Annotated in this window: 2 protein-coding genes (1 of these 2 running past the window's edge); both read left to right on the top strand. The window is 65.9% G+C overall.

Annotated features, from left to right (window positions below):
* Positions 1–18222, top strand: partial view of a non-ribosomal peptide synthase/polyketide synthase gene (locus JGU72_RS01610; protein WP_199682005.1) — the 3' portion only. It extends 10317 nt beyond the left edge of the window; 18222 of the gene's 28539 nt are visible here — the last part of the coding sequence; its start codon lies beyond the left edge, outside the window; its stop codon occupies positions 18220–18222.
* Complete coding sequence (locus JGU72_RS01605; protein WP_374101057.1) at positions 18219–19229, top strand: alpha/beta hydrolase; 1011 nt, start codon at positions 18219–18221, stop codon at positions 19227–19229. Before JGU72_RS01610 ends, JGU72_RS01605 begins: the two co-directional genes overlap by 4 nt.

Raw genomic sequence — 19229 nt, 5'->3', positions numbered from 1 at the left:
GCCGGTGAGTCGTTGCCTGCCAACGTGGTACCCGCGCTCGTCGTTGTGCTCGACAGCGTCCCGACGACGCCGGCAGGCAAAGTCGACATGCGTGCGCTGCCGGCCCCGGTCTTCGCCGCCGCCGAATACGTTGCCCCCCAATCCGAACCCGAGCGGCGTCTCGCCCAGATCTTCGGTGCGGTGCTCGGGCTCGACACCGTCGGACGCAACGACGACTTCTTCGAACTCGGCGGAAACTCACTCTCGGCAACGCGCGTCATCGGCCGCGTCAACGACGAGCACGGCGTTGCACTGGCAGTCCGGGCACTCTTCGAGGCGCCGACGGTCGCCGCGCTGGCCGCGCGCGTGGGCACTGCGGAACAGTCGAACCGTCCCGCGCTCACTTCGCGGACCCGCTCCGAGCGAATCCCGTTGTCTGCCGCGCAGTCTCGAATGTGGATCCTCAATCGATACGATCCGGAATCGGTCGCGTACAACATCCCGCTGCTACTGCGCCTGACCGGCGACCTCGACACCGACGCGCTCGCCGCGGCTGTCCGCGACGTTCTCGACAGACACGAAACGCTGCGCACCCTGTATCCCGATAGCGCGGACGGTCCGCACCAGGTCGTCGTGCCGACAGCTGATGTTGCACTGGATCTTTCACCCCGCGACGTCGACGACTTCCGCGCGAGCATCGCTTCGATCCTGTTGGCGGGCTTCGATGTGACTGCAGAAGTGCCGGTCCGCGGCGCACTGTTTCGCACGAACAGCGAGTACGTGCTCGCGCTCGTCGTCCACCACATCAGCAGTGACGGCGCATCGACCGGTCCGCTCGCCCGCGACCTCGCACTCGCCTATGTGGCTCGAGCGGCGGGTGCGGCACCGCAGTGGGTGCCACTCGCCGTGCAGTATGCGGATTTCAGTGTGTGGCAGCACGAATTGCTGGGTGATGCAGCCGATCCACGGAGCCTGGGTGCCCGCCAGGCGGACTATTGGCGCGAGCACCTGCGGGGTATACCGGAACTGCTTGCCCTGCCAGCGGATCGGCAGCGCCCGCCCGTCGCATCGTTGCGCGGTGCGACCTCGACGTTCCGGCTCGCCCCCGATGTGATCGACGGCCTGACCGAACTCGGTCGAGCGCACGGTGCGTCGCTGTTCATGGTGCTGCACGCGGCCCTGGCAGTGTTGCTTGCCCGCCAGAGTTCCAGTGCCGACGTAGTGATCGGAACGCCGATCGCCGGGCGATCCGAGCCGGCGCTCGACGACCTGGTCGGCATGTTCGTCAACACGCTTGCCCTGCGAACCCGTGTCGAACCGGGTCAATCGTTCGCTGCCCTCCTGGCGTCGGTACGCGACACCGACCTGGCCGCATACGACCACGCCGACCTGCCCTTCGAGCGGCTGCTCGAGTTGCTCGATGTGCCGAGGTCGCAGTCCCATTCGCCGATCTTCCAGGTAGCACTCTCACTGGAGGATCAGGTCGCCGGAAGGCTGGACCTGCCGGACCTCGAGATCGCTGCGCTGGACGTCGATTCGCTGCCGGCAAAGTTCGACCTTCAGTTGACCGTCCACGAAGGGGCCGAAGGACTTTCCGGAACCTGGATCTACGCAACCGATCTGTTCGATCCCAGCACGATCGATCGACTGAGCGTCCGGTTCGAACGCCTACTCGCGGCGGTGCTCGCTGATGCGTCGGTAGCGGTCGGCGACGTCGACCTCCTCGACGAGGACGAGTACGCCGACCTGAGTTCGCGCACCGGCGGACCAGCCGCGCAGCCACGAACGTTGCCGGAGATCCTCGCCGCCGGTGCGGCGCTTGCGCCGGACGGCTTTGCATTGGTGGCCGGTTCGGTGGAACTGACGTATCGGGAGCTGGACCGGCGCTCGAATGCCCTGGCGCGATTGCTGATTGCGCGGGGCGCCGGTCCGGAGTCGTTCGTGGCGATCGCGCTGCCGCGCAGTGCTGTTGCAGCCGAAGTGGTCTGGGCCGTTGCGAAGACAGGCGCCGCGTACGTACCGGTCGATCCGTCGTATCCACGTGAACGCATCGCGCACATGGTGCTCGATTCCGCGTGCGTTCTCGGCCTGACGGATGCGGCATCGGTTGTGACCCTGCCCGATTCGATCGACTGGCTGACCGTCGAAGAACTACCTCTCGACGGTCCCGCAGCGCCGATCACGGACGCGGACCGCACGGCGCCCCTCGATGTCCGGCACCCCGCCTACGTCATCTACACGTCGGGATCGACCGGTGTCCCGAAGGGCGTCACGGTCTCCCATCGGGGTCTGACGACGTTCACCGCAGCCGCACGGCCGGAACTGGGAATGTCGCCGGTATCCCGGTTGCTCCGATTGTCGTCGGCGAGCTTCGACGCATCCGTGTTCGAGATGGTCCAGGCATTCAGCGCGGGCGCGACGCTCGTCGTAGCGCCGCCCGAGGTTATCGGTGGTCATGAACTGACCGAACTGCTTCGTGCCCAACGCATCACGCACATCATTACTGCGCCCGCCGCGCTCGCAACTGTCGACGGTTCCGATCTGCCCGACCTGGAGGCGGTTGTCGTCGGCGGCGACGTGTGCCCGCCGCAGTTGGTGGAGCGCTTCGGCGGCCGGTGCCGGTTCTTCAACAGTTACGGTCCTACCGAAACGACGATTGTCGTCACGATGGGCAGTCCGCTCGCGCCAGGTGACGACGTCACCATCGGTGTACCGCTCGACGGCGTTCATGCGCTCGTGCTCGACTCGCGCCTACGGCCGGTTCCGGTCGGCGTTCCAGGCGAGTTGTACATCGCTGGTCCCGGTGTTGCCCGCGGCTACCACCGACAGCCGGGGCTGTCCGCCGGGCGGTTCGTGGCGCATCCTTCCGGTCGGGCGGGGGAACGCATCTACCGGACCGGTGATGTCGTTGCGTGGACCACCGAAGCGGAAATCACCTACCTCGGCCGTTCGGATGCACAGGTCCAATTGCGCGGCCTGCGTGTCGAACTCGGTGAGATCGATGCTGCGCTCGCGCGGCATCCGGACGTTACCGCGGCTTTATCGGCTGTTCGCACCGATCCCGTGCTCGGCGAGCAGTTGATCGGATACGTCGTGCCCGTCGGCGCTGCGATCGACACCGATGCCGTGCTTCGAGCTGCCGCGCAGGCTCTTCCGCGAAGTCTCGTGCCTGCAACGGTCGTCGTCCTGGATGCTGTTCCGCTGACGCCTGCGGGCAAGGTCGATCGGAGCGCACTGCCGACTCCGCTGTTTGCTCGGCGCGGTAAGTTCCGTGCTCCGGAAACGCGTTCGGAGACGGTGGTTGCCGACGTATTCGCCGAAGTCCTCGGCGTGGAGCGCGCCGGCGCCGACGACAGCTTCTTCGAACTGGGCGGCAATTCGCTGTCGGCTACTCGTGTGGTTGCCCGGATCAACGATGCGCTCGCCGTCGACCTCCGGGTGCGAACGATCTTCGACGATCCGACCGTTTCCGGGCTGGCACGCGCCGCGGACACGGCGGTCCGCAGTGATCGCCTGCGGTTGGTGGCTATGCCGCGCCCCGAGCGAATCCCGCTGTCGCCCGCACAGACTCGAATGTGGTTCCTCAACCGCTTCGATCCGACGTCGTCGACCGATAACCTGCCGCTGGCAATTCGCCTTACCGGTCAGCTGGACGCAGACGCGTTGCGTACGGCGCTCACGGACGTCGTTGCTCGCCACGAATCGCTTCGCACTCGCTATCCCGACAGCTCGACGGGGCCGCATCAGGTTGTCGAGAGTGCCGAATCCGTCGCTCCAGAATTGATCCCGTTGGATGTCGACGACCCGATCACACACGCAGCCGCATTCGTCGCGCGCGGCTTCGACGTCACCGTGGAAGTTCCACTTCGGGCCGCGCTCCTGCGAGTGTCGCCCGACGAACACGTCCTGCTCGTCGTCGTGCATCATATTGCCGCGGACGGTTCGTCGCTGGGTCCGTTGGCGCGCGACGTCATGATTGCGTACTCGGCTCGATCGCAGGGCAATGCGCCCAGCTGGACCGACCTGCCGGTGCAATACGCCGATTACAGCCTCTGGCAGCGCGCCGTGCTGGGCGACGAGCGGGCGCCGGAATCCCCGATCGCGCAACAGATCGCGTATTGGCGGGCTGCCCTCGCCGACATTCCCGATCTCATCGATCATCCAACGGACCGGCCGCGGCCCGCGCGTCAGACCTACCGCGGCGACGAGATCGGGTTCGCCGTCGATGCCCGGCTCCGTGCGCAGCTGGAGAGTCTTGCGGCAGGCAGCGGTGCCAGCCTGTTCATGGTGTTCCACGCGGCGTTTGCAGTGCTGCTCGCACAGCTGAGTGCGAGTGACGATGTGGTGATCGGTGCGCCCATCGCCGGTCGCGGTGAAGAGGCCCTCGACGACATGGTCGGCATGTTCGTCAATACGCTCGCCTTGCGCACGCGAATCGACCGTGGCGCAACGTTTGCCGAATTGATCGATCGAACCCGGTCCGCGGACCTCGCCGCTTTCGCGCATGCGGACCTGCCGTTCGAGCGACTGGTCGAGATTCTCGATCCGGCCCGTTCCAACGCCCGTCATCCGTTGTTCCAGGTCGCGCTGTCCTTCCAGAACATGGCGCCGACCGCGTTCGAGCTTCCGGGGCTGACGGTATCGGCGCTCGAATCACCGCTTCGGACAGCCAAGTTCGATCTGCATCTCACTGTGGTTCACGACGCGACGAGCGGACCCGGCCCGCTGGAGGCGACGTTCACGTACGCGACGGACCTATTCGATAAGGCGACCGTGGACGTATTCGCCGAACGACTGGTCCGCGTGCTCGACGAAGTGGTCGCGAATCCGCTGATCCCGGTGGGGGATATCGGCATCACGATCGCCGATGACCTCGCTCTCGCGCAGGCCGCGAACGCCACCGCCGTTCCTGTTGCGGTGGCATCTCTTCCAGAGTTGTTTGCCGCCCAAGCTGCCCGGACGCCGGATGCTGTTGCCCTGGTTGCCGGGTCGGAAACGCTGACGTACGTCCAGCTCGCGAGTCGCGTGAACCGGTTGGCCCGGTGGCTGGTCGAGCAAGGTGTCGGCACTGAAACTGCTGTTGCCCTGCACATTCCGCGGTCGATCGAGCTCGTCGTTGCAATGTACGCGGTCGTCACCGCGGGCGGAGCGTACGTTCCGCTCGACCCGGATCATCCGCAAGAGCGTACGAGGACGGTGCTCGAGTCTGCGCGCCCCGCACTGGTGTTGACGGCAGACGACGTAGCCGGGCTCGATCTAGTTGCCTACAGTTCGGCGCCGTTCGCCGATGCCGACCGGGTTCGGCCCCTGCACCCGGGCAACACCGCGTACACGATCTACACGTCGGGATCGACCGGTGTCCCGAAGGGTGTATCGGTATCGCACGCGGCTGTCTCGAATCAGTTGCTGTGGAAGCACGATCGCTATCCCGTCGGTGCGACCGACGCTGTTCTCGTCAAAACCGCTGCGACCTTCGACCTTTCGGTGTGGGAATACTGGTTCGCGTTGCAGAACGGTGCTCGACTGGTCCTCGCCGACATCGCTGGCCACCTCGACCGCGTGTATCTGCTCGACGTGCTCGAACGTGAGTCGATCACCGTGCTCCACGCGGTGCCGTCGACGCTTGCGCTGCTCGTCGCCGAGTCGGATCGCCGCCTGCCCGAATCTGTCCGTCATATCCTCTGCATCGGTGAGGCATTGGCGCCGGGCCTCGCCGCGCGCGTGCGAGCCCAGTCGGACGCTGTGCTGCACAACCTCTACGGTCCCACCGAGGCCGCTGTCAGCGTCACGGCGCACGAGGTCTCTGACGCGGACAGTACGAGCGTGCCCATCGGCATGCCGGCGTGGAACACGCGAGTGCACGTACTCGACTCGCGACTGCACGCGGTGCCACCCGGTGTGGTGGGGGAGTTGTACCTCGCCGGTGCCCAGTTGGCGCGCGGGTATGTGGGCAGGAGTTCGCTGACTGCAGCAACTTTCGTGGCCGACCCCGCTGGGACCGGCGAGCGTCTCTATCGCACAGGCGATCTCGTCCGTCGCTCGAGGTCTGGTGAGCTGGACTACGTCGGTCGCGCCGACTTCCAGGTCAAGGTGCGCGGTTTCCGGATCGAGTTGGGCGACATCGAAGCCGCACTTCGGTCGCACCCCGATGTACAGGACGCGGTTGTCGTCGTCCGGTCGGATCGCCTCGTCGGTTTCGTGACCGGCTCGGTCCATGGCGCGGACGTCGTTACCGCTGTGCGGGGTCTGCTGCCCAGCTACATGGTGCCCGCAGCAATCGAGGTCTTGGATCGTTTGCCGCTCAACAACAACGGGAAGGTGGACCGGTCCGCACTACCGGACCCCGCACTGCCCGTCCGCGCGTACGTTGCACCGTCGACAGCCTGGGAACGGACTGCCGCCGATGTCGTTGCCGACGTGCTCGGCCTGGACCGGGTCGGCGCGAACGACGACTTCTTCGAGGTCGGCGGAAACTCCCTCGCCGCGACGCGCGTCATCGCCCGGTTGAACGAGGCCGCGGGCACCGCATTGCCGGTGCGCGTGCTGTTCGACGAACCGACGGTGCACGCCCTCGCGGCCGCCGTCGAAGCGGCCGACAGGCTGTCTCGGCCCACACTCGTCGCCCGGCCGCGGCCGGAGCGAATCCCGTTGTCGCCGGCCCAGACTCGGATGTGGTTCCTGAACCGGTTCGACACCGAATCGGCCGCGGAAAACATCCCCGTGGCTGTGCGCTTGTCGGGCGAACTCGACCTGGCGGCCTTGCAGGCGGCGATGGCGGACGTGATCGAGCGGCACGAGTCGTTGCGTACGGTCTACCCGGAGACCGAAGACGGTCCGGCACAGGTGATTCTGGCCGCCACCGACGCGGTGCCGACTCTCGCGCAGGTCTCGGTGAGTGCCGACGATGTTGCCTCGACCATCTGGGGATTCGCGCGCACACCGTTCGATGTAACGGTCGAGGTGCCGTTCCGGGTCGGTGTATTCGAGTTGTCCGCTACCGAGCACGTACTGGCACTCGTCGCGCATCACATCTGTGCCGACGGTGTGTCGATGCGGCCGTTGGCTCGCGACGTGATGGTGGCGTACTGTGCCCGAGTGTCCGGTCAGGCTCCGGGCTGGTCGCCGTTGCCTGTGCAGTACGCGGATTTTGCTTTGTGGCAGCGGGCGGTGCTGGGTTCGGAGGGTGATCCGGGTTCGGTTGCGTCGCAGCAGGTTGCGTTCTGGCGTGAGGCGTTGGCGGGGTTACCGGATCGGTTGGATTTGCCGATGGATCGGCCGCGTCCGGGTGTGCAGTCGTATGCGGGTGGGTCGTTCGCGTTCGAGATCGGTGCGGTGGAGCATCGGCGGTTGATCGAGGTCGGTCGTGCGCAGGGTGCGACGTTGTTCATGGTTGTCCATGCGGCGTTGGCGGTGCTGGCGTCGAAACTGTCCGGTACCGATGACATTGCGATCGGCACGCCGATTGCAGGCCGAGGTGAGGAGGCACTCGACGATCTGGTCGGCATGTTCGTGAACACCTTGGTGTTGCGGACGCAGGTCGATCCGGCGGCGTCGTTCGTGGATGTTGTGGCGCGGGGGCGAGAGTCGGATCTGCTGGCGTTTGCGCATGCGGATGTGCCGTTCGAGCGGTTGGTCGAGGTGCTCGATCCGGTGCGGTCGACGGCGCATCATCCGTTGTTCCAGGTGGCGCTGTTCTTCCAGAACATGGCACAGACAACCTTCGAATTGCCGGGGCTCAGCGTGTCACCGGTCGAGGCGAATACGGGCTTCTCGCAGTTCGATTTGCAGCTGACGATTTCCGACTCGGTCGGCGACGGACTGTCGGCGACGTTTACCTATGCGGCGGACCTGTTCGACGAGTCGACGGTGCGCGGCTTCGCGGAACGGTTCGTGCGCGTCATTGCGGCGGTCGTGGCCGACCCGATGGTGCGCGTCGGCGATATCGACGTTCTCGATGAGGCCGAACGCCGTCGGATTTTGCTGGACCGGAACGCGACGGCTGCGCTGGTCGACGAGGTTGACTTGCTGACGGCGTATGAACGGTCGGTGGTGTCGTATCCGGATGCTGTTGCTGTGGTGTTCGGGTCGGAGTCGGTGTCGTATGCGGAGTTCGATGCTCGGGTGAATCGTTTGGCTCGGGTGTTGGTCGAGCGTGGTGTGGGTCCGGAGTCTTTGGTGGGCTTGGGGATTCGACGGTCGGTCGAGTTGGTTGTGGCGATGTATGCGGTGGTGCGTGCGGGTGGGGCGTATGTACCGTTGGATCCGGATCATCCGGCGGAGCGGATCGGGCACATTCTGGATACGGCGCGGCCGGTATGCGTATTGAGTACGGTGCGTGACGGTTTCGCTGCGGCGACGTTGGTGCTGGACGATATCGATTGGTCGTTGTATTCGGCGTTGCCGATGGAGTCGGTGTCTGTGCAACCGGAGCAACCGGCGTATGTGATCTTCACGTCGGGGTCGACGGGACGGCCGAAGGGTGTGGCGGTCAGCCACGGCGCGATCGTGAACCAGTTGGCCTGGATGCGCGCGGAGTACGGGCTCGTTTCGTCGGATGTGTATCTGCAGAAAACTGCAACCACCTTCGATGTGTCGCTGTGGGGGTACTTCCTCCCGTTGCAGGTGGGTGCGACGTTGGTTGTCGCACCGCATGACGCGCATCGGGATCCGGAGGTGATTGCGGATCTGGTTGCGGCGCATGGGGTGACGGTGACCGATTTTGTGCCGTCGATGTTGAGTGTGTTTGCGGGGCAGGTGGATGCGGGGCGGATTGCGTCGTTACGGCACGTGTTCGTGATCGGTGAGGCGTTGCCGCCGCAGACGGTGTCGGCCTTCGCGAGTGTGAGTTCGGCGGGGTTGCACAACTTGTACGGTCCGACCGAGGCGGCGGTGTCGATCACGTACGCGCCTGCGGTTGCGGGTGCCGGTGTGGTGCCGATCGGTGTGCCGGAGTGGAATTCGCAGGTCTTTGTGTTGGACGGGCAGTTGCGTCCAGTGCCGGATGGTGTGCCTGGTGAGTTGTATTTGGCGGGTGTGCAGTTGGCGCGCGGGTATGTGGCGCGGCCGGATTTGACGGCGGACCGGTTTGTGGCGAATCCGTTCGGTCGCTCGGGTGCGCGGATGTATCGGTCCGGGGATCTGGTGCGCTGGACGGCCGATGGTGTGCTGGAGTATTTGGGTCGTATCGATTTCCAGGTGAAGTTCCGTGGGCAGCGGATCGAGTTGGGTGAGATCGAGTCGGCACTGGTTGCGCACGATGGTGTGAATCAGTCGGCCGCCGCTGTCGTTTCGACCGCGACAGGTGATCAGCTGGTCGGGTATGTCGTGGCGGGTGGCGACGTGTCCTCGACAGCTGTCCTTGCGGGTCTGGCGGATCGACTGCCGTCGTACATGATTCCGGCCGCGGTTGTGGTGCTGGATGCGTTCCCGTTGAACACCTCGGGCAAGTTGGATCGGAAGGCGTTGCCGGTTCCGGAGTTTGCGGTGCGGGAGTTCCGGGCGCCGCGGTCGCGGTCGGAAGTGGTTGTTGCGCAGACGTTTGCCGATGTGCTCGGGGCGGAGCGAGTCGGCGTGGACGATGACTTCTTCGCTCTGGGTGGAAATTCGCTGATAGCGACTCAGCTGGTTGCCCGGTTGGGCGCGGCGTTCGACTCTCGCATTCCGGTGCGGGAGTTGTTCGAGGCGCCGACTGTGGCGGCGCTTGCGGTTCGAGTGGCGGCTCTAGCGGGTCAGGGTCGTGCGCGGTTGGTGGCGCAAGAGCGTCCGGACCGGATTCCGTTGTCGCTGGCTCAGACCCGGATGTGGTTCCTCAACAGGTTCGACCCACAGTCCGCGGCCTACAACATCCCGTTGGCGATCCGACTGACAGGTTCACTCGACGTGGCCGCGTTGCAGGCTGCCGTCGCTGACGTGTTGGATCGGCACGAATCGCTCCGGACCCGGTTCCCCGAAGACGGTGCTGGGCCGATCCAGCTGATCGTCCCTGCGGACGAGGTTCAGCTTGACCTGGCACCGATCGAAGTCGCACCGGCGGACGTACTCGAACGAGTCGCGGAGGTCGTGACGCGCGGATTCGACGTCATGACGGAGGTACCGATCCGCGGCCGGCTTTTCCAGGCGGCAGACGATTTTGCGCTCGTCATCGTCGTACACCACATCATCGCCGACCGCATCTCCATGGGGCCGCTGGCCCGAGATGTGATGGTGGCGTACGCGTCTCGCGTATCCGGCCAGGTGCCCGCCTGGGAACCGCTGCAGGTGCAGTACGCGGATTACGCGCTGTGGCAACGGGCAGCGCTCGGTTCCGAAGACGACGCGGACTCGGTCGCGGCCGCGCAGATCGGATACTGGTCGCGAGCACTCGGGGGATTGCCCGAACTGCTCGAACTGCCGCTCGATCGGCCGCGGCCACCTGCGGCCTCGTACCGCGGGGCGAACGTGTCGTTCGAGATCGACGCGGAGACGTCGACGGCTCTCGATGCGCTGGGGCGGGAGCACGGCGCAACAACATTCATGGTGTTGCACACAGCGTTTGCCGTGCTGCTCGCGCGCTTGTCCGCCACGGCTGATATCGCAATCGGCAGCCCGATTGCCGGCCGCGGTGAGCGCGCGCTGGACGATCTGGTCGGCATGTTCGTGAACACGCTCGTGCTACGCACCGAGATCGATACGGCGAGCAGCTATCGCGATCTCCTGGCAGCGGTTCGCACGACAGCTCTCGATGCTTTCGAGAACGCTGACATTCCGTTCGAGCGGTTGGTCGATGTGCTCGATCCGCCGCGCTCGCAGTCACATTCACCCTTGTTCCAGGTGGCATTCGCATACGAGCATCGCGTGGCCGAAGACTTCGCGCTTCCTGGCCTGCGTATTGCAGGGCTCGGATACGAGCGGGTCGTCGCACAGTACGACCTTGCGCTGACTGTCAACGAATCCGTTGCGGGTGAACCACTCGTCGGGGTGTTCAACTTCGCCACCGACCTATTCGACGAAGCGTCGATACACACCATGGCGACGCGGCTCGTGCGCATTCTGCGCGCGGTCGCCGCCGATCCCGGTGTGGCCGTCGGCGATATCGAGCTGCTCGAATCGTCGGAGCGGCGCGCACTCGCGCCCGCGCGCGGCATGCCCTCGGCGCCCGCGCGAACTCTCGAAGAGTTGATTGCCCACGCGGTCGCAGCGAATCCCGACGGCGCTGCGATCAGCTGGCTCGAAACGGAATACACCTATCTCGAGGTCGACGAGTGGTCCAGTCGGTTCGCGCGAGTACTCGTCGAGCACGGTGCAGCCCCGGAAACATTTGTTGCGCTGGCCATCCCGCGCTCACTCGATTCCGTTCGCTCGGTGTGGGCAGTGACCAAGACCGGCGCCGCGTACCTACCCGTCGACCCGTCCTACCCGGCGGACCGAATTACCCACATGCTGAACGATTCCGGCGCCACACTCGGTGTGACGACGGCCGAACACAGGCCGGCACTGCCTGATTCGGTGCACTGGCTGATCGTCGAGGATCTCGATCTCGGTGCGCAGCCACCTGTGCCTTTCGCCACCGGCACCCGCTTGGATCACCCGGCGTACATGATTTACACCTCCGGTTCGACGGGTCTGCCCAAGGGCGTTGTCGTCACCCACGGGGGTCTGGCGAACCTTGCGGCGGAGCGACGCGAGCGCTATATCGTCGAGTCCCGTTCGCGGTTCCTGCACACCGCGTCACCGAGCTTCGACATGGCCGTCGGCGAGATGGTATCGGCGCTATCGGGAGCGGCCACGCTCGTCGTCGCACCGACCACAGCGGTCGCCGGCGACGCGCTCGGCGAACTCCTCGAACACCAACACGTGACGCACGCGCTCATCACCCCGGCGGTGCTGGCGACGATCGAGCCCGGTGAACATCAGCAGCTCGTCGTCCTCGGTGTCGGAGGCGAGGCATGTACGCCCGAACTGGTCGCGCGCTGGCAGCCCGGCCGCATCATGCGCAACGGTTACGGGCCGACCGAGGCGACCGACATCGCAACGGTCGCCGACCTGACCGTCGGTTCGCCCGTCACGATCGGGCACCCCGTCCACGGCTTCGAAGTGATGGTGCTCGACGACCGGTTGCGGCCCGTACCGCGTGGGGTCGCAGGCGAGTTGTATGTCGCAGGACCGGGATTGGCGCGCGGATACCACCGCAGGCATGGGCTGACCGCCGAGCGTTTCGTGGCCAACCCGTACGGATCCGACGGCAGCCGCATGTATCGCACGGGCGACGTCGTGCACTGGACCGCCGACGGCGAACTGCTGTACCACGGCCGCAGTGACAGCCAGGTCAAGATTCGTGGCCACCGCATCGAACTCGGTGAGATCGAGGCAGTGCTCGTGCGTCGCGCCGGTCTTCGACACGCCGCCGTTCTCGTGCACGACACCCCGCTCGGGCACCGTCTCGCGGCCTATGTGGTTGCCGCAGAGGGGCGTTCGGTCGACGTCGAGTTCGTGCGCGCGCGGCTTGCCGACTCGTTACCGCCGCAGATGTTGCCCGACGCCTACGTCGTGCTCGATCGTCTCCCGGTCACGGTCAACGGCAAACTGGACCGGGCCGCTCTGCCGGAGCCGAGTTTCGTCTCCGCAACGACTCGATTCCGTGCCCCCGCAACAAGTGCGGAGACGACCCTCGCCGCGGTGTTCTGTGAGCTGCTCGGGGTCGACCGTGTCGGTGTCGATGATTCCTTCTTCGCCCTCGGCGGTGACAGCATCGCGTCGATCCAGCTAGTCTCACGAGCCAAGCAACGCGGACTCGTCCTGACGCCGCGAGACGTATTCGAGCGCAAGACCGTTGCGGCATTGGCCGAGGTGGCCACGAGTGCGGACGCTGTCGAAGCTGTCGTGCTCGCCGAGTTCGAGGGCGCCGGCGTGGGCACGTTCCCGACGACTCCCGTCATGCGGCTCGTCGCGGGTCGTGGCGGCGGCCTGAACCGGTACGCGCACCTCATCGCGCTGGAGCTACCGGCAGGCATCGACCGGTCGGGGGTCGTTGCGACGTTGACCGCTGTGGTGGACCGCCATGACGTGTTGCGGTCGCGGTGGGTCACCGACGTCGAATTCGATGTGGCGCCGGCGGGTTCGGTAGCGGTCGACGAATTGGTGCACCGCGTCGATGTCGCGGCCGAGGATCTTGCCGAAGTGGCGCTGCGTGAAAAGGACGCCGCGCTGGGCCGCCTCGATCCGCGCGCGGGCGTCGTCTTGCAGGCCGTATGGCTCAACCCCGACGAGGGGTGCGGCAGGCTCATCGTCATCGTCCATCACTTCGTCGTCGACGGCGTGTCCTGGCGCATCGTCGTGCCCGACCTGATCAGCGCGTGGGCACAGGTCGCGCACGGCTCGGCACCCATGCTCGCGCCCGTCGGCACATCGTTCCGCCGCTGGGCGCACGCGCTGACCGCCGCCGCACATGCGCCGGCGCGTGTCGCGGAGCTACCCCTCTGGGAATCGATTCTGCGGGCGTCCGATCCGATGCTGGGACGTCGCCCGTTGGACCGCTCCATCGACACGGCGTCGACTGTGGACAGCGTTCGCATCACGGTCGACGCGGCAGTGACCCGCGCAATCCTGACGACGGTGCCTGCGGCCTATCGCGGCGGCGTGAACGACGCTCTCGTCGGCGCGCTTGCCCTCGCAGTTCGCCACTGGCGCGCTGAGCGATCGATCGAGGAGCCGACTGTTCTGCTGCAACTCGAAGGACACGGCAGGGAAGAGTCCGCTGTCCCAGGTGCCGATCTCTCGCGCACGGTCGGGTGGTTCACCACTGTGTTCCCCGTTCGAATCGATCTGCGCGACATCGATATCGAGTCTGCGATGGCCGGCGGTACCGAGGCTGGGCGCGCGATCAAGGCCACCAAGGAACATCTCGTTGCGCTGCCGGACAAGGGGCTCGGCTACGGGCTGTTGCGCTATCTCAACGACGACACCGCGGCGGCTCTGGGTGATCTGACCGAACCGCAGATCAGCTTCAACTACCTGGGCCGGGTTTCGGTCGGTGAGTTGCCCGAGAACGTGGCCGAGCTCGGCTGGATTCCCGCCGCGGACGTCGATGTCTCGGCGGCCCCCGATGCCGACATGCCGGCCGCCGCCGTTCTCGACATCAACGCCATCGTGACAGACGTCGACGGCGAAGCGCAGTTGTCTGCGACCTTTGCCTACCCGCGCGGCGTGCTGACGAGCGCAGACGTCGAAAGCCTCACCCAGCACTGGAATCGGGCTCTCGCGTCGTTGGCAACGCACGTCGAGAGTGGCACGGCAGGTGGTCTCACACCGTCCGACGTGCCGCTGGTCGCGGTGACTCAGCGCGACCTCGAAGGATGGGAAGCCGACTATCAGGGGATCGGGGATGTGTGGCCCCTGTCGCCGTTGCAACACGGGCTCGCATTCCATTCCCAACTCGTCGGCGATACCGAAAGCGATGTCTACACAACGCAAACCGTCATCGATATGCAGGGAATCGTCGATGCCACGCGCATGCGCTCCGCGGTGACGGCCCTGCTGAACCGGCATGCGAACCTGCGGACCGCGTTCGTTCCGGACGCTCGGGGCGAACTTGTGCAACTCGTGCTCGACCACGTCGACACACCATGGCGGGCAATCGAGAACGTTTCCGGTCGCACGGTTGCGCAGATCGGTGCCGACGAACTCGAGACCGGATTCAACCTGGCCGCACCGCCTCTCGTGCGGTTCTGCCTGGTGTCGACAGGACCCGATACCTCGTCGCTCGTTGTCACGCTGCACCACGTCACCGTCGACGGCTGGTCGATGCCGGTACTGCTGCAAGAACTGCTCGTGCTCTACGCGACGCGTGGCGATGCCTCTGTGTTGCCGCGTGTGCCGTCGTACCGTTCGTTCCTCGCGTGGCTCGCGGCACGCGACCGTCGGACGGCGGTCGAGGCTTGGACGGATGCACTTGCCGATCTCGAACAGCCGGTTGCGATCTCGGCCGACCGTTCGACCGGTGCGCCTGCAGGCGTCGGGCGCCTCGACGGCGCCACCGGCATCGAATTGAAGGAAAGCCTTTCCGCGCTCGGTGCTGCGCACGGGGTCACGATGAATACGATCATGTCCGCAGCGTGGTCGATCGTGCTGGCGCGCATGACAGGTCGCGACGACGTCGTGTTCGGTTCGACCGTCTCCGGAAGGCCGGCGGAGTTGGACGGCGTCGAGTCCATGGTCGGCCTGTTCATCAATACGCTGCCCGTCCGGGCGCGACTCGACCCTGCCGAGGCGATCGGCGCGTTCCTCACGCGGCTCCAGTCGCAACAGGCGGCGCTCCTCGATCATCAGTATCTCGGCCTCGCAGACATTCGTGAGATTGCCGGTGGTGCTGCCGATTTCGACACTCTGCTGGTGTTCGAGTCCTATCCGGTCGATACGACGGCGATTGCCCAGGCGTCGTCGATCGACGGGATGTCTGTTGTCGGTGTCGAGATGGCCGAGGGGACTCACTACCCACTGAGCATCACCGTGACCGAAGCAGCTGAACTGAACTTCACGCTGAAGTACCAGCAAGCCGTATTCGACGACGCCTTCGTGACCGGCTTGCGCGACCGGGTGCTGCGCACGCTTTCGCAAATCGCGGCCGGACCCGATGCGGCAGTCGGAGATATCGATCTCCTCGATGGCGGGGAGCGCGATGTGCTTGTCCCGGTTCGCGGCCCGGCAAGTGCGCGGGCGCGCACATTCGCCGACCTGATCGGCGATGCGGTCGCCGCCAACCCGCGTGGTACAGCACTGCGCTGGCGCGGAGTCGACCACACCTACCGTTCGGTGGACGACTGGTCGAACCGGCTCGCGCGCGTCCTCGCTGCGCGCGGTGCGCGGCCGGAATCGTTTGTCGCGGTTGCACTGCCGCGATCGTTGGACTCGGTACGCGCGGTCTGGTCCGTGGTGAAGTCGGGTGCGGCATTCCTGCCGGTGGACCCGACCTATCCGCGGGACCGCATCGCGCACATGCTCGCCGATTCCGGTGCGGTCCTCGGAATCACGACCGCCGCGGATCGGCCTTCGCTGCCCGACGACCTGGAGTGGCTGATCCTCGACGACATCGCCGATCTGCTGGCCGAGCAGTCGCCGGATTCGCTCGGTGTCGATGTGCGACTGGGGAATCCGGCGTACATGATCTACACATCCGGGTCGACCGGTGTCCCGAAGGGTGTCGTCGTCACCCATCGCGGCCTTGCGAACCTCGCTGCCGAGCGACGCGTGCATTACAAGATGACGCCCTCGTCGCGCTTCTTGCACAACACGTCGCCGAGCTTCGACATGGCTGTGGGAGAAATGGTTTCGGCTCTGTCGGCAGCAGGTGCCCTCGTCATATCGCCGCCGCTGCTGGATGGCGGCGAGCTGGCGACATTCCTGTCGGCCGAGCGGGTGACGCACGCACTCATCACCCCCACGATGCTGACGTCGATCGATCCCGCAGGCCAGACGCAGCTCGAGGTGCTCGGCGTCGGCGGCGAGGCGTGCACGCCTGAGCTGGTGTCGCGCTGGCAACCCGGCCGGACGATGCTCAACGGCTACGGCCCGACCGAGGCTACCGACATCTCCACGGTTGCCGACCTGCGATCCGGCGAGCCGGTCACCATCGGTGGCGCGGTCCACGGATTCGAGTTGCTGGTGCTCGACGCCAGGTTGCGTCCGGTTCCGGTCGGTGTGCCGGGCGAGTTGTACGTCGCTGGGCCGGGGCTGGCGCGTGGCTACAACCGGCGCCTCGGTCTCACCGCAGAGCGTTTCGTCGCGAATCCCTTCGGCTCCCCGGGCGACCGGATGTACCGCACCGGTGACGTCGTGCGCTGGACCGGTCGGGGCACTGGTCCGGGCGAGCTCGAGTACGGCGGCCGGAGCGATCAGCAGATCAAGATCCGCGGCCATCGCGTCGAGCCCGGGGAAATAGACGCCGCGATCGTCAATCACGCGGACGTGGACCACGCCGTAACCGTCGGAAAGCATACGGGGGCAGGCGAAACGGTCCTCGTCTCCTACGTCGTGGCTCGGCCGGACACGACGCCCGACTCGGACCGGATCCGCGCCTTCATCGCAGAGTTCCTGCCGCGGCACATGATTCCCGCCGCAATCGTCGTCGTCGATACGTTCCCACGAACTCCCACCGGCAAGCTCGACGAAAAGGCACTGCCGCAGCCCGACCTTGCGAGTCGCGCGCATTACCGTGCACCCGTGACGGCGTCCGAGGTTGCGGTGGCCGACGTCTTCGCCGCTGTGCTCGCGATCGAATCTGTCGGTGCGGACGACAACTTCTTCGACCTGGGCGGAAACTCGTTGTCCGCCATGCGTGCTGTCGCGCAGCTGCGTGCGCGAACCGATCGTGAGGTCTCACTGCAGTGGCTCATGGCGGACCCGACGCCTGCGTCCATCGGGCGCCAACTCGACAACTCCGCCGGTGCCGGCGCAGATGTGGCTCTCGACATCGTGTTGCCGATTCGTACGAGCGGCGATCGCGCCCCGGTCTTCTGCATCCATCCGATCGTCGGATTGTCCTGGTGCTACACCGGTCTGGCACAGTACGTCGACGAAGATCGCCCGATCTACGGTCTGCAGACCACTGCTCTGATCGGTGAGGATTCGCCGGCGACGCTCGAAGATCTCGCCGCTCGCTACCTCGCCGAGATCCGCCGCATCCAACCGGAAGGGCCGTACAGCCTTCTGGGCTGGTCACTCGGCGGGGTCATCGCACACGCGATCGCGGGGCAGCTCCGCGACGCGGGCGACGGGGTGGACTCACTGGTCTTGCTGGACAGCCTCGCGACACCGCCACAGGAGTCAGGTGCGGTCGAGGAGCTGAGTGCTTCCGACCTGCTCGCCGGCCTGGGGCTGGCCGGTGACCTGGACGCCGAACTGGGGCTGGTCGCCGCCGACTCGCTCGATGACATGATCACCGAGATCGGGCGGCTCGTTCCGTCGATGTCACGCGACCGAATCGAGCATCTGCTCGGCGCCGCACAGCACAACGCAACTCTGCTGCACAGCCACGTGCCGCGACGCTATGACGGGGACGTCCTGTTCTTCACCGCGGGGGCAGGGATCGCCGATTCGACCGCTGCCGCGGATTCGTGGCAGCCTTACGTCGGCCGGTTGATCGCGAATCATGTCGTCGAGTGCACCCACTGGGAGATCTGCGCGCCGGCTTCGATGGTGACCGCAGGTCCACTCATCGGCGCCTACCTCGGCCGACCGCACGCGATACGACGATTGGAGATCGAGGGATGATGCGACTGGTCACCGCTCTGCTGACCACCGCGGCCATGGTCTTCGTCGCTTTGTCGGGTGCGCCCTCGAGCGGCGCGGACCCAACGGGGGACACGTCGGTCCGGATCGGAACGTTGGACCACGTCGAGCAGATCGGTCCACAGCGCTGGGACGTCTTCGTCTACTCCCCGTCGATGGACGAGGTCGTCAAACTCCAGGTGCTGCGGCCGCCGGACACGAGTGTTCGGCAGCCCACGCTCTATCTGCTCAACGGCGCTGGTGCGGGCGAGGACGGTGCCAACTGGATCCGGCAGACGGACGTCGAGGAGTTCTTTGCCGACAAGAACGTGAACGTCGTGATCCCGGTCGGTGGATACGCCAGCTACTACACCGATTGGCGGCGTGACGACCCGGTCCTCGGCCGCAACAAATGGCAGACGTTCCTCACCGAGGAGGTTCCGCCGGTCGTCGATTCGGTCCTCGGTACGAACGGTGTGAACGCCATCGGTGGTCTGTCGATGTCCGGGTCGGCGGTCCTAGACCTGGCAATTCAGGCGCCCGGTCTCTATCGCGGCGTCGCGTCGCTGAGCGGTTGCGCGATGACGAGTGACCCAGTCGGACAGTTCTTTCTGCGTGCAGTCGTCGAAGACCGTGCCCGCGGCGACACGCTGAACATGTGGGGACCTCCCGACGACCCGGAGTGGATCGAGCACGACGCGTACGTGAATGCCGACAGGCTCCGCGGGCTGGATCTGTTCATTTCCAGCTCGAGCGGCCTGCCTGGACCGTACGAGGTTCCGGGTGTCCCACGACCGCCGTCGTCGCCGCCGTTGCCCGATCAGATCGTGATCGGCGGGCTCATCGAGGCGGCGACCAACTATTGCACTCATCGACTGCAGGAGCGCCTCGACAGACTCGGTATTCCGGCGACGTTCGAGTTTCGCCCCGCGGGCACGCATTCCTGGAGCTACTGGCAAGACGCACTCCGTGGTGCCTGGCAGGTGCTGGGACGTTCGTTGTCGCGCTGA

It is taken from the genome of Antrihabitans auranticaus, assembly GCF_016481275.1.
Classification (GTDB): Bacteria; Actinomycetota; Actinomycetes; order Mycobacteriales; family Mycobacteriaceae; genus Antrihabitans.
This window is presented reverse-complemented; position numbering and strand designations above follow the sequence as displayed.

What these genes read in the sequence shown, in the direction of transcription:
- JGU72_RS01605 (WP_374101057.1), top strand. Translation starts at nt 18,219, where the DNA reads ATGATGCGACTGGTCACCGCTCTGCTGACCACCGCGGCCATGGTCTTC.